This window comes from Burkholderia sp. b14 (genome assembly GCF_900156195.1).
Taxonomy (GTDB): domain Bacteria; phylum Pseudomonadota; class Gammaproteobacteria; order Burkholderiales; family Burkholderiaceae; genus Mycetohabitans.
Genome location: NZ_FTPJ01000002.1, coordinates 143,292 through 157,149 on the forward strand (window position 1 = coordinate 143,292; position 13,858 = coordinate 157,149).

The following is a 13,858-nucleotide window of genomic DNA, read 5'->3' on the forward strand; positions in this document are numbered from 1 at the left end:
GACGGAGTGCGACGGTTCGTGTTCGACGGTGACAGGCGGGACACTGGCGTGCCACCACTGAGTGCGGGCTCCCTATCGAGGTGGTTGGTCGCAGGTAGAGCAAGTCGCCATCATCCATGCCGCGAACGTGCCCTGCACTGCGTTTCATAATGCGAAAAATATTCGGCGATAGATGTAGCCAATCGGTCCGATACAGCTAAACAACTTCACCGCATCGCACCATTTGTCGTAAGCTTCGGGGTGGTCGTCTTCAACTCAAGAAGGAAAAGCGCAATGTCTCTTATCAACACGCAAGTCAAACCGTTCAAGGCAACTGCCTACCACAATGGCAATTTCGTGACAATCACGGAAGAGAACCTGAAGGGCAAGTGGTCGGTCGTCGTGTTCTATCCGGCTGACTTTACGTTCGTGTGCCCGACCGAGTTGGGTGATTTGGCAGACCACTACGCCGAATTCCAAAAGCTCGGTGCTGAGATTTATGGCGTGTCGACAGATACGCATTTTACGCACAAGGCCTGGCACGACACGTCGGAAACGATTGCCAAGATCAAGTATCCGTTGGTGGGCGATCCGACGGCCACCCTGGCTCGCAACTTCGAGGTGCTGATCGAGGACGAAGGCCTGGCGCTGCGCGGCACGTTCGTGATCGACCCGGAAGGTCAGATCAAGCTGTATGAGATTCATGACAACGGCATCGGCCGTGACGCAAAGGAATTGCTGCGCAAAGTGCAGGCTGCGCAGTACGTCGCATCGCACCCCGGCGAAGTGTGCCCGGCCAAGTGGACCCCGGGCGCCGAGACGCTGAAGCCGTCGTTGGACCTGGTCGGTAAGATCTGACGTTCATGCGCCGTCCTACGCCGGACGGCGCATGAATGCGGCGTCGCGGCACTGCGCCGCGACGTGCCGCCTACTCGGCGCGCCCCTTCTTCGTTCCCTCCGTTGGAATCCTCGCGATGCTCGACGCCAATCTCAAGGCCCAATTAAAAAGTTACCTGGACAACGTTACTGAAGCGATCGAGATCGACGCGTTCGTGGATGACAGTGCTAAATCGGGTGAACTGTGCGCACTGCTGCAGGACATCGCATCGCTGTCCACGCGCATCGTGGTGACCGAGCACACGGGTCATGACATGGAGCGCGTGCCATCATTCGCGATCCGGCGCGCTGGCACGGATATCGCTGTGCGCTTCGCCGGCATTCCGATGGGTCACGAATTCACATCGCTAGTGTTGGCGTTGCTGCAAGTCGGTGGCCACCCGGTCAAGCTCGAGCCGGATGTGATCGAGCGAATCCGGAGTTTGGATGGCGACTACACGTTCGAGACCTATGTCTCGCTGTCTTGCCAGAATTGCCCTGAAGTCGTCCAGGCATTGAACGCGATGTCGGTGATCAATCCCAAGATTCACCATGTGGCAATCGATGGCGCGCTGTTTCAGGACGAAGTGCAGTCGCGACAGGTCATGGCGGTGCCGACCCTGTATTTGAACGGCGAAGTGTTCGGCCAAGGCCGCATGGGTGTCGAGGCATTGTTGGCGAAGCTGGACAGCAGCGGCGCCGCGCACATGGCCGACAAGCTCAACGCGAAGGAAGTGTTCGACATGCTGATCGTCGGCGGCGGGCCGGCTGGCGCTGCCGCGGCGATCTATGCCGCGCGCAAGGGCATCCGCACCGGTGTGGTGGCCGAGCGTTTTGGTGGGCAAGTATTGGACACACTGGCAATCGAGAATTTTGTTTCGGTTCAGGAAACGGATGGACCGAAATTTGCGGCGGCGCTCGAGCAGCATGTGAAGGGCTATGACGTCGACGTGATCGATTTGCAACGCGCCGAATCGTTGCAGCCGGGCGACGTGATCACGGTGCAGTTGGCCAGTGGTGCACGGCTGCGCGCGCGCAGCGTGGTGCTTGCCACAGGTGCGCGCTGGCGCGAGATCGACGTGCCTGGCGAGCGCGAATATCGCAATCGTGGCGTTGCGTACTGCCCGCATTGCGATGGTCCGCTGTTCAAGGGCAAGCGCGTGGCGGTGATCGGCGGCGGCAATTCTGGTGTTGAGGCCGCGATCGATCTAGCGGGCGTTGTCAAGCATGTGACGTTGCTGGAGTTCGATGGCCAGCTGCGTGCCGATGAGGTGCTGCAGCGCAAGCTGCGCAGCCTGGGTAATGTGACGGTGCACACGCACGCGCAGACGACCGAGGTCACCGGCGATGGCAATAAGGTTGATGGCTTGACTTACGTGGACCGTTCGTCGGGCGAGCGTCACCATCTGGCGCTCGAGGGCGTGTTCGTGCAAATCGGCTTGGTGCCGAACACCGAATGGCTCAAGGGCAGCGGCGTCGCGCTGTCGCCGCGCGGTGAGATTGAAATCGATGCCAAGGGTCAGACGTCGGTGCCAGGTGTATTCGCGGCTGGCGATGTAACGACGGTTCCGTACAAGCAGATTGTGGTTGCCGTGGGCGAAGGCGCGAAGGCGGCGCTGGGCGCGTTCGAGCACCTGATTCGCACCTCTGCGCCGACCGATGCGGCACTGCAGCAGCCGATCGAGGCGGCCGTTTAGTCTATCCTTGCGGCCCAGCCGATTCACGGCTCGGAATAGGCGAGCCGGTGGCGCGTATCTGAAGTTAGATAGCCGAGACTCACACTTACGCCGAGCATGTTGGCGGGAACTAGCACGATCCACGGGATACCGCTGACGAGCCGTTCGCCGGTAAACACGTGTGCAGCGAGCAAGCCCGTCTCGAAACAGCCGTACAGTTGCGGCGATGCGCCATTTAGCCGTGACGCTTGGAGGTTGTCGGTGTATCGTCACGGGTCGCTAGCTATCGAAAGTCATCAGGCCACGCGATGACAAACGCGTCTTAGTGCTTTGCTTTTCAATCGTCGCGCGCCAAGGATTGCTGCCGGGCTGCTTAGCGCTCGCGTCCGCGCGAGGCTGCGCCCTGGTAGCTGTAAAGGCCTACTTCACTGTACATCGGCGAAATCGGGATGCCCACGTTGTGGGAATGACGGACATCGCCCGCCGATTCGTCAGCTTTCGCGCAGCGAGTTTCTCTACGTGCCCTGCTGACGTAGCGCGCATGCGTGTTACGCCAGACCCGATCTTCAATATAGCAAATGGATCGCGGACATGTTCCGCAAGGTGGACCTGTGCCCGGTAGTCGGTAAAGCGGGCCGTGTGCACGAGTCCGGGCCGGCCCTTGATGAAGAAGATTGGCGCATGAGCGTTGCGCGGATAGCCACTGATGACCTTGGGTTGATCGAATTCGACGCCGTGTCGCGCGCCGTCGGCAAGGCTGGGGTGTCCAGCTAACGGTGCACAAGGAAGTAAATTAGGTAAGACTTATTGATTAGATGCTGAATAAAGCTATATTGACCACGAGCACCACTATCTGCACGATATTAGCCACGACGGCCCAAGCGCAGCGTTCCGTGGCACTGCATGGCACGGTGGACACGGGCATTGCGTACATTCTTCACAGTGCGGGACAGCACTCGCAATGGAAGATGTCACCAGGAACGCTGTCATCGAACGAATGGGGATTGCAGGGTAACGAAGAGCTTGTTGGCGGCCTCGCGGCCCACTTCTCGGTCGAGAACAGCTTCGACATCGGCCACGGGCAGTCGATCAGCAGGGGCCAGATGTTCGGGTCCAAGGCGTTCGTGGGTCTGTCGCACGAGCGTTGGTGTGCGGTGACGTTTGGCCGGCAAAGCGATCCGGTGGCGGACTTGCTGCAACCGCTGACTGCCGGTTCGTACAGCGGGGTGTTCGTGGCGCCGGGTGATGTCGATAGCGGCGGCGGCAGTGCCACGTTCAACCACGCGGTGAAGTGGACGAGTCCGAATTGGAGCGGGGTGACCGTTGAAGCCATGTACGCGTTTGGCGCAATTGCCGGTGCACCTGGGTCCGGTCAGGCTTATTCCGGTGCACTGGTGTATGCGGGTGGGCCGCTGAGCTTGGGCACTGGCTTCCTGCATATCGATAATGGCAATGCGGCGCGCTCGATGCGGGGCGTGTCCTCGCCCGATTCACTGTTCAACACTTCGGTCAATTCGGCATATGCCTGCGCGCGTTCGGTCGGCATTTTCAGGGCAGGCGGGCAATACGTGTTCGGCCTCGTGACAGTGGGTGCCGCTTTCAGTTTTTCACAATACAATCCGGACACCTCGTCTGGGTTCTCCAACGCGCAAAAGTATGGCAACGGCTCGGTATTCGCACTTTGGCAGGGATTGACATCGCTGCAGGCGCTGGTGGGATACAACTATACCCGCTCCAGCGGCGCCTCGTCGGCCGTGTACCAGCAGGTCAACGTTGGCGTCGATTATCTGCTGAGCAAGCGCACTGATGTGTATGCGATGCTCGGCTATCAACATGCTTGCGGTCAGAACGGCCTGGGGCCCGCGCAAACCGTGATCGGCTCGTACAACGTGGAGGCCGGAGCCAATTCTCAACTGCTCACCATTGCGGGGATTCGTCACCGGTTTTGATCAGCCAGGCGTGCGTTACCGCCGACGCACGAGCATGTGCGAACAGGGGCGGCACAACTGAGCGCCACCGACGGCGTAATCGAGCGCTGCGGACGGCGCAACCGGCAAACTAGTGGCGAAGCGCGATTTGCTTCTTCCAGCCGGCCAGGATCCGTTGCGTCAACGTATCGTAGTCGCGTCCGAAGTGGTGATCGCCGGGCATTTGCACCACGTCGACGCCGGTGCCGGCCAACGCTGGACATAGCGTGTCGGTTTCGTGCTCGCCATACACGCATTGGACGATCGATGCGGGCAACTTCGCGACCTCGGGCTTGGCGGGCAGTGCGTCTGCGCTGGCCGGCATGCCGAGCCAGCCCGTGACGCGGATCTGAAAGTCGGCGGCCGGCGCGAAGCCAAGCAACGACACGTACGACACGCGCTCGCGCAACGGCTGCGGCAAGCGGTTATACAGGAACGGCATGACGTCAGCGCCAAACGAATAGCCGATTAGCGCGATGTCGCGTGCCTGCCAACGGGCGCCGTAGACGCGCAGCACGCGTGCAAGGTCGTGTGTGGTCTGCTCCGGTGTCTTGCGGCTCCAGAAATAGCGCAGACTATCCCAGCCGATCACCGATACGCCGTCTTTTTGCAGATTTTCCGCGATGGTCTTGTCCAGGTCGCGCCATCCGCCGTCGCCGGACATCACGATCGCCAGCATGTTGGAAGGCTTAGGCGCTCGCAATTCGACCAGTGGCAGATCGGACACGTCCTCGTCGCTGGTGGACGGCGCGCGCAGGTACGGCGCCGCCCATGCGCGCAGCCGTTCCGCCGGGCTTTTGCCCGCGGCTGTACCGGTCACGAAAAAGCCTGGCAGCCCGGCGCCGCGGCTCACCGTCGGGTCGGGCGGGCACGGCTGGAACCGCGCGTCGAGCGTAGGCGCTGGATCGAGCGATAGTGCGCCGGCCACCGTATTCGCCGGAGCTTGGGCGAGAACTTGCTTGGCCAGCGTCGCGCCTTGTCCGGTTCCCGCGACGATCGGCGCGAAATAACGGGACGAATTCCACTGTCGTTCCAGCTGGTGGCTCAACGCTTCGGCGTCACCGACCAGATGTTGGCAGCTTTGCGGTTTGGCGGCCAAATTCGCCGCATAGCGACGGGTATCGACGCCGACAACCAGCACGCCCTCGCGCGCCAACGCCTGCGCGGTGTCGTGATCCGATCCGCTCCAGCCGTTTGCGTCGGAGAACAGCACGACGAAGCCGCGCAAGGGACCGTCCGGACGGGTCAGCGTGACTTCACCATAGCGCCCGCCGGGTAGCGTGCTGGTGGCGGCGGCGTGCGCGGCGGGCAGCGCGAGCGTGCATGCTGCGATCGCGTGAGCCGCGGCGACGATCAAGGAACGAATTTTCACGAGCGCCAGCCTCCTGCCAGCAGCGAGATGTCGGCCAGTGTCACGAATAGGCCGAGCGAGCCGGACACCGCCAGGTAACGTGGTTCCCAGCGCGGCTGAAACTTGCTCTTGAACCCACGCAGGCCGCGGAAATTGTAGAAGCGTCCGCCAAGGTGCCACGCCAGTCGCGCGACGCGCTGCCACAGCGACGGAAATGGCGTCGGTTGCACGCCCGACAGTGGCGCGATGCCCAGACTCAACGTGCGCAGTCCCGCCTCCTTTAAATGCAGGGTCAGCTTAGTGAACAGATATTCCATCGCGTACCCGGAGGCATCCGGCAGGTGGCGCATCACGCCAACGGTCGCCTCGGTGTGCACGTCCGTGGTCATGAATGTGACGAACGCGACCGCACGGCCGTGCTGGCGCAGCAACATGACCGATTGCGCGGCCAGATACGACGGGTTGAATGCGGCCACCGAAAAGCTCTTTTCTCGCGCCACGCGGCTTTGCAGCCATGCGTCGGAGATTGACTTGAGCGTCGGCAGGCATTCCGGCATGCGCGCCGGTTCAACTACTTCGACAGCCAGCCCGTCGCGTTCGCCGCGCTTGAGGGCGTAGCGAAGATGGGCGCGGTGAGACCCCTTTAGATCGAAGTCGGCTAGCGGGATGTTCGCCTCCTCGCTTAGTTTCATCAGGTGCAAGCCGGTATCGAGGTAGAACGGTAGTGCGTCGGCGCGCACCTGGTAGAACGCGGCGCGGCCGCCGTGCGTGTGCGCGAGCGCGACGAAACGGCGGATCAGCTCGGGCCATTCGTCGCGCGGGCCGACTGGGTCGTGCAGCGCCACCCACGTGCGTCCACGCTTGGCATACATCAGGAAGGCCTGGCGCGATGCGGAGAACAGGAAGCTCTTGTCGCCCATCATCGCGAGTCCTGCGTCGCTGCGTTCTTGCGCACGCACGATACGCGCCGCGTCGGCCAGATCCTGTTCAGCCGGTTTCACGAAGCGGCCGGCCGCCGGTCGTAGCAACTGCCAGAAGGCCAGCGCTGCCGCGCATAGTGCGGCAGCCAACGTAGCGCGTAACGCGCGCGGGGCCCGGCCGTCGAACGCGAATTGCCGCCATAGCTCGTGGGTGTACGGCACGTCGCGGAACGCGTACAGCATGATCCATGTCGCAATCACGATTACGATGCCGACTGACACCAGCCAACTGGGCGTGAAGCGCTCCGCGAATAGCGACGAGCGGCGGTTGAAGTGGTGCCGCGTTGCGATTAACAGCAGCACCAGGATCCCGAGCACGCCGGCTTCAATGAACGCCAGCCCCTTGGTCAACGATAGCCCGAGGTTGACGCTGGTCAGCAGCAAGGCTAGCCACCATGCGGCATCGAGCCGGCGCAGCAGTCCGCGGGCGACAAATAGCAGCAGCACGCCGAGTACGCTGGCGAGCAACTGCGAGCTTTCAAGGACCCACAGTGGCACGAGCGTGCTTAGCACCGCAATCCGGTGCATGAACGCTGGTGTTGCGCCGGAGACAATCAGCATGCAGCCGACTGCGAACGTGATGGTGCTCAGCAGTAGCGGCGCGAGCTGTGCGAGGCTGCGTGCGGCGTGCAGTGCGGGAGAAGTCATCACTACGCGCTTGAGCGTGCGTCCTTCGAACATAACCAGCGCGCCACCGCAAACGAGCAGCGGCAGCCCGAAGTAAATGGCCCGGTAGGCGAGCAACGCGGCCACCAGTTGCGGCATCGGCAGGTCTCGACCGAAGGCGATTAGCACCACGCCTTCGAATACGCCGACGCCGCCAGGGGTGTGGCCGACCATCCCGAGCAGCAACGCCGCCGCATAGACCGTCATGAACGTGGCGGAGCCAATCGACGCATCCGGCAACAGGACCCACAGCGCCAGCGCGGCGCCGGCGACGTCAACAACCGCCCAGCCCAGCTGGGCGATCAAATTGCGCCGCGACGGAATCGTCAGCGCGAGCCAGCGCCGCGTGCCGCCGCCAATCGTGCGTGGTTGGCTGCGGCATGCCATCATTAGTGCCGCGATTGCCGTGAGCGCGAGCACACCCGCGCAGCGCAGCATCAATGCCGGCAGGTGCAGCGCTGACTCGAGCTGGCCGGCGGCGATCAGCATGCCGGCGGCGCTTATTAGCACCAGCGCCGCGGCCAGACCGATGCCCGTGAAGACGGTCAGGCGCCCGACTTGTGCCGGCGTCACGCCCGCCGCGCCGTAGATCCTGCAACGTACGGCCCCGCCGGTCAACGCGCCGAAGCCCGTTGCGTTGCCGATGGCCGAGCCGACCGTCGCACCGAGTAGTAACAATGCGCGCGGTACCCGTGCGCCGATGTGGTGCAGTCCGGCCATGTCTCGCCCGACGAGTCCGATGTAGCTCAGGACCGTGGCGGCGAGCGCGCCGGCCCATTCCGCGGCGCTTAATTGGCGCAGTTGATGGATCACCGAGCGGTAATGGACCGCGTGAGACAAATGTTGTAACAGTACGAGCAGCAGCGCGCAGCCGCCCAATGCAATTGCTGGGGTAACCAGGCGTTGCGCGTGTCGCAGCATGGCCCAGCGGTGGGTCTCGGCGCGTGCGGTCGAAAGAGTCAGTTTGATTTGGGGACGCATGAGTAGTGCGCGACTTCAAGAAACCGCAGCTTTGCTTCACGACGGCGATGCTCAGGTTGCGGAAAGACGCCATCAAAACGTCTATATCGGCACTTGCGTTGACAGGGTTTAGAAATTGGGCGTGCGGTAATGGTGCACTAACGGAGGGACGGGCGACTGCAGAACTTCAAATGGTCAGCCCGCTGCTCCCTATTGCTCGCGGCAGGTATGTCTGCGAAGACATGGGGGAAGCCCTAAGCTGCGTTTCCCCCTTGTGCTTTAGTTGTTGGCTGTAGCACCGTCCCATGCTTGTGCTGGAACGTCGCCGATCGCGCTGCTCAATTCCCGTACTCTCGCGGAATCGGTGGTGTTGGCGGCAGATCACTGATGTTTACTTTAGGGCGGTTGCGTAGGACATTCCGGATTAGTTTTGTTTCCGCGCTATCTCTGTTCGAGTTTCCCTGCCTCGTGCCGGCCCGGTTGCTCGACGCCCATGGTAACTCCTTATTAGACGCCGATGACGAGTAGGGCGGCGGTGGGGTGACAGGTGACTGCTGCGGGGATTGTTTTGCGGCGGAGGCTTCTCTTTCGGCCAATTTAGAAAAATAATCGCGATCTTCTGGTCGAAGTGATCTTATCGAGCCATTTTCAGGCAATCCCTTTTTAGTATTGATCTTTCTAATGGCATCGTCATCTAGATATGCGGGCCCATCAAATATGCCACCTCCCTTTTTTTTGAAAAGGTTGTTAAGACCCGATAAAAATCCCGATGCGGAGCGGCGTGTCGCTGACGACGATGACCGCTCGTTTTTGGGAGTAGCTGACTCATTATTTGTGCGGCGAAAAAAGGAGGAAGGAGGAAAACGGAGACGTTCCATACCAATGACCATCAATGAGTGGTGAATGTCGAATAGAGTAAGGGTTGCGTCCGTTGCTTTTCCGTCATATCCGATGTATTGGCGATCGAAGCGAAGCGCGGTGTGTCGAGAGGCTACATCGTTAGCGCATGGCGGCGAGCCATGCGGGCCGGCACGTCTCCCGGTGATTACCGCTGTGCGCAGCACTTCCGTTTTCGCCAGTTACGGAAGGGCCCATATGGGGGCATTTTCCCTGGTCACTCCATCACGGAACCTTTATCCGATTTGCTTAGGCCTGTTGATGAAGTGTGATTTCAGGATCGACATGTAACCAACGCCCCGTTTCTTTCGCCGTTTTCAGCCCTTCGATGATCAAGGTCTCTTCGCGCAAAGACGCTATCTTCATTTTATCGGTGGCGAGTAGGATTATTTGCGAGGGTCTTTTATTTGATTTCCGTGGACGGGGCGGTGCTGCCTGAGTGGTTTGCTTCGATGAAATGTTGCCTTTGGTAGGACGGAAAGTTGGGATGGGCGGTCTTTTTGCTGACTTCGATGGACGTGACGGTATGGCCGCGTTGGCTTGCTGCAGTTCCGTATCAGACGGACCGGAGCCACGAAGTTGCGCCGCGTCGCGCGACGAGTAGGCTTGAAAATGAGCAAGCAATTATTTTCGTTTGGGCGGGGTAATGGTCGTGCTATTTACCGCGACCGTACCAGTTTGAGGCGACTTTTTTGTCCCAGCTCCGCCCCGATTGTCGTTGAGGGTAGGATGTGGCGGAACTTAAGTAAACGACTTAATGGATTTGCTTTCCGGTGTAATAAGTTCGTTCTCCGGCATAGTCAACTTGGTTGCAGTCTGACTAAGCCTGCTTTCCGATGAGCCGCAGGGGCGGAAGACCTTTTTCAGTAGCCTGGCCGCATCGCGGAATGTCCGTGACGTTTACCAGTCAGTGTGGGCCCGCTTTTCCATTGGCGGTTTCGTCGATATCGTCTTTTTCTTGCGGGAAGGCAATACGTCGAACTTGCCTTGACAAAACCGCTCTCGTCCCGCGACGGTGCTGCCGGGCGTCATCACATTGTTTCAGAGTGTCGAATCGGGTTGGCGTGCTTGGCGAAATGGGTTGATCTTTATGCTTATGATGGCGGGTAGGGATAGAAGGTGGGGCCACATTACGCCGCCATCAGTTTCTATTTGAACTTCGGATTCGAACAACGGTTCGGGACTTTGTGACGCAGTAAAAGCCGGGTTACCGATCGTGCGAAAAAATGGCACGGAACGAATAACGTATTCGTTGCACACTGATGGTCGTCGATGCTGGAAAAAGGACGAGTAGCGTAACGGCCGCTATACGGCCCGTTTCGGTCATATCCAAGGTATTGGCGGGCGAGGTGAAGCGCGGCGTGTTGAGAAGCGGCATCATCAACCCGTCGTTGTGGACCTGTGCGGGCCCGCACGCGCCCGGTGCTTGCCGCTGTGCGCAGAACTCCGGTTCCTGTCGCTTCGCGACGGGCCCATATGGCAAGTTCCCCGTGGTTACTCTATTACGGGGCCTTTACCCAATTTGCTCAGACCTGTTGGTGGGGCGTGATTTACAGGCTTGACAGGTAGCCACCGATCCGTCTCGCTCGCTGTTTTCAACCCTTCGAAGATCAGGGTCTGTTCGCGCAAAGACGCAGTCTTCATTTTTTTGGCGGCGAGTTGGACTATCACCGAAGGTCTTTTACTTGATTTCGGCGGACGAGGCGGCGCTGCCGGAGTGGTTTGCTTTGACGAAACGTTGCCTTTGGTGGGACAGGAAGCTGGGACGGCAGGAGTTGTAGGGAATTTCTTAAGGAGCTCGGTCTCCGTTTCTGTTATATCTTCAATGTCTTTTGAGGCAACATTATCTTTGCCTCTCTGATTTTTCCGCGTAGCTTCATTCACCGTTTTCTTCGCCTCGGAGATCACAGCCTTTGTACTTAGCAACTCTGCCTTCATTGTTTTGACTTCGACTTCGATTTTTTTGAATTCAGCTTTTTTGACGTTGACTTGGCCGACTTTTACCCTTGCGAACGCCTGTTTTGATGAGGTGCTACCGCTTCGGGGAGCCGAGCCAGCCTCGTGGGTGATTAGATGTGCGAGCGAGTTCTTTCGTTCGGGTAGTTTGATGTCTGGAGTATTACCCTTTGCCGTGCTGGTTTGTGTAGAAGCTTTTGTTCCAACGCCGGCGCGATTATCTGCGAGGGCAGGGCGTGACGGAACTTGAGGAAACTTCTTAATAAGCTTGCTCTCCGACGAGCCGCATGGGCAGAAGGCCTTTTTCAGCTGCTTAGCCACATTCCGGACTGTTTGTGACGTTTTCGAGTCGGTGGAGGCTGGCTTTTCCATTGGCGGTTGCGTCGATATCGTCTTTTTCTTGCGCGAAAACAATCCGTCGAATTTGCTGTGCCAAGATCGCTCGCTTCCTGCGACGGTGTTGCCGGACGTCGTCACATTGCCCCGGGGTGTCGGATCGGATTGGCGTGCTTGGCGGAATGGGTTGATCTTTATGCTCATGGCGGTGGAGAGAATAGGAGGTGGGGTCTACATTACGCCGCCATCAGTATCTGTTTGAATGTCGGATCCGCATAAACGTTTTGGCAAACGAATGGCCACGTGCTGTTGGATGGCTGGGATGTATACTTTGCGTGTCAGCGTTCTCTAGGTGTTGCCGGCAGAGCCACGTAAAATCCTTTTTTACTCAATAAGTTACGTTGAGAATCGCTCTACAGCAATGCCCATCGTTGGCGAAAAAACAGCACACCTGTGCTGAACTTAATTAGATTTTGTAGAACGGTTCGGAAAAGGACACGATGGTGCACGTACCCATGCATGGACCGGGAGGTAAGGCCTTGTTCAATGGCACGATCAGTTGCTTCCGTAAAATGTTTCCGCTGAGCTGCCCTAGTCGCATCCAGCGCTCCGGCTGCTGGTCGCTTCATAGTAGAAAGCTAGGTCGCTTTCCTATGGAATCCCAATCGCCTTTTCGTGGAATCAATAGTCGTTTATACGTGGAATACCTAGATCCTATGTAGCGCGAGACTAACCAAAGCTTAAGTTGTAAGCTTAAGTGAATCAAGGCGAACGCAACGGAGGCTATCATGCGTACAGATCACTTAGCCGGAGCCGATGCTGAGAACGTAATACTGGCAGCGTCACTCGAACTGGCAGGGGCCCAATGGAAAATTGCGCTGCACGACGGACGCAGACAGAGTCCAGCGGTACACACGGTAAGGGGAGCGCAAGCGGCCCTGCGAGTGCAAGCCCTATTGGAGGTGATTGAGCGGTACAAGCAGAAATGGTCGCTGCCCCAAGATGTGCGTGTGGTGGTCAGTTATGAGGCTGGGCAGGATGGATTTTGGATCTATAGAGCGCTGCGCTCGCGTGGCATGGATTGTTATGTGATCGATGCGGCTAGTATTCCGGTGGAGCGGCACAGGCGTCGCGCTAAGACGGATCGGCTTGATGCGATCAAGCTGGTCACGAATCTGCGAGTATGGCTGCATGGCGAACGTGACCGCATGCGCGTAGTGCGAGTGCCCTCGCTGCAAGATGAAGCTTCGCGTCAGTTGATTCGTGATCGAGGGCAATTGCACAAAGAGGTGCTGCAGCACCGCGAGCGTATGCGTAAGTTGTTGATCACGATGGGTTGCTGGGACGGTTTCGATCATAGGACGTTTGCCAAGCGACTAGCTAGCGGCAAACTGGTTTGTCACGATGGCACACCGCTGCCCAGCGAGTTGCATGAACGACTGTTACGCGAGACGGCCCGCCTGGCACTTGCCGAAGAACAACTCGCGGCACTTGAGCGCGCACTGCAAGAACGCCTACCGGCACCTGTACGCGAACGGATCACTTATCTTAGGCACCTCAAAGGTGTAGGCCAGCTCGGGGCATCGCGCCTGATGCTTGAGTTGTTCTGGCGCGAGTTTGGTAACCGGCGGCAACTGGGCGCCTGCGTAGGCTTGGTCCCGCAGCCCTACGATAGCGGACAGAGCCGGATTGATCAGGGAATCAGCAAGCAGGGAAATAGGCGAGTGCGAACCCAGCTCATCGAGATGGCCTGGTGCTGGCTGCGCTATCAGCCTAGCAGTGCGCTGGCGCAGTGGTTCAACAAGCGCACGCAGGGCACCGGAGCCAATCGCCGCGCGCGACGCATTGCGATTGTCGCGCTTGCCAGGCGGTTAGTGATTGCATTATGGCGCTACCTTAAAGACGGCGTGATTCCACAAAACGCTCAGTTCAAAGGGGCATGAGTGGGCATGGCTTATAGCTGTCGGATCAACGTCTATTGGAGGGGCTGAACCGGGATATGCCCGTAGGGCGGACGGGTTGCTGAATGTAACCGATCATTAGATGGGGCATATCCACCGGACCAGAATGTCCGGCGTAGCGCGCATACAGGATGAGGCCGGCCAAATCCGGCGGATAGAAGTGGGTGAGAGGTGAATCTCTCACGTGCGCACAATCGGCTCGGCCCCACCCTAACGAGCGTTGATATCGCTTGGCTAAAAGTCGAGGTATCTG

Annotated in this window: 10 protein-coding genes; 4 read left to right on the plus strand and 6 right to left on the minus strand. The window is 59.2% G+C overall.

Going from position 1 to position 13,858, the window contains the following annotated elements; genetic code table 11:
* The first annotated feature begins 273 nt into the window (after nt 1–273).
* Both ahpC and ahpF read left to right on the plus strand, forming a co-directional pair.
* Nucleotides 274–837, plus strand: coding sequence for an alkyl hydroperoxide reductase subunit C (gene ahpC, locus B0B13_RS01815; protein WP_041754923.1), 564 nt, complete (start codon nt 274–276; stop codon nt 835–837).
* Between the two features lie 116 nt (nt 838–953).
* The gene (gene ahpF, locus B0B13_RS01820) at nt 954–2,552 is read left to right on the plus strand and encodes an alkyl hydroperoxide reductase subunit F (protein ID WP_076794065.1); all 1,599 of its coding nucleotides are present in this window, start codon (nt 954–956) and stop codon (nt 2,550–2,552) included.
* 23 nt (nt 2,553–2,575) lie between these two features.
* Here ahpF and B0B13_RS17495 read toward each other — a convergent pair whose 3' ends face one another.
* Both B0B13_RS17495 and B0B13_RS19690 read right to left on the minus strand, forming a co-directional pair.
* On the minus strand, nt 2,576–2,725 hold the full coding sequence (locus B0B13_RS17495; protein ID WP_370643213.1) for a hypothetical protein: 150 nt from the start codon (nt 2,723–2,725) through the stop codon (nt 2,576–2,578).
* Between the two features lie 226 nt (nt 2,726–2,951).
* A complete protein-coding gene (locus B0B13_RS19690) occupies nt 2,952–3,239 on the minus strand; it encodes a class II D-tagatose-bisphosphate aldolase non-catalytic subunit (protein WP_139337310.1) in 288 nt (95 codons plus the stop codon).
* Between the two features lie 107 nt (nt 3,240–3,346).
* On the opposite strand from B0B13_RS19690, the gene B0B13_RS01830 reads away from it, so the two are divergent.
* Nucleotides 3,347–4,480 carry a porin gene (locus B0B13_RS01830; protein WP_076794069.1) on the plus strand — a complete coding sequence of 378 codons (1,134 nt, stop codon included), beginning with the start codon at nt 3,347–3,349 and terminating at the stop codon, nt 4,478–4,480.
* A gap of 109 nt (nt 4,481–4,589) precedes the next feature.
* Here B0B13_RS01830 and B0B13_RS01835 read toward each other — a convergent pair whose 3' ends face one another.
* The 4 genes from B0B13_RS01835 to B0B13_RS18625 all read right to left on the minus strand — a co-directional run bounded on the left by B0B13_RS01835 (nt 4,590) and on the right by B0B13_RS18625 (nt 11,848).
* On the minus strand, nt 4,590–5,870 hold the full coding sequence (locus B0B13_RS01835) for a virulence factor family protein (RefSeq protein WP_083703582.1): 1,281 nt from the start codon (nt 5,868–5,870) through the stop codon (nt 4,590–4,592).
* A complete protein-coding gene (mprF, locus tag B0B13_RS01840) occupies nt 5,867–8,416 on the minus strand; it encodes a bifunctional lysylphosphatidylglycerol flippase/synthetase MprF (RefSeq protein WP_076794524.1) in 2,550 nt (849 codons plus the stop codon). Before mprF ends, B0B13_RS01835 begins: the two co-directional genes overlap by 4 nt.
* A 1,185-nt stretch (nt 8,417–9,601) precedes the next feature.
* Nucleotides 9,602–9,976, minus strand: coding sequence for a hypothetical protein (locus B0B13_RS17500; RefSeq protein WP_139337273.1), 375 nt, complete (start codon nt 9,974–9,976; stop codon nt 9,602–9,604).
* 870 nt (nt 9,977–10,846) lie between these two features.
* Complete coding sequence (locus tag B0B13_RS18625; protein ID WP_212667338.1) at nt 10,847–11,848, minus strand: hypothetical protein; 1,002 nt, start codon at nt 11,846–11,848, stop codon at nt 10,847–10,849.
* 584 nt (nt 11,849–12,432) lie between these two features.
* Here B0B13_RS18625 and B0B13_RS01845 point away from each other — a divergent pair.
* Nucleotides 12,433–13,587 (plus strand): IS110 family RNA-guided transposase, encoded by a 1,155-nt coding sequence (locus tag B0B13_RS01845; RefSeq protein ID WP_076794071.1) that lies wholly within the window; start codon nt 12,433–12,435, stop codon nt 13,585–13,587.
* Nucleotides 13,588–13,858 lie beyond the last annotated feature (271 nt).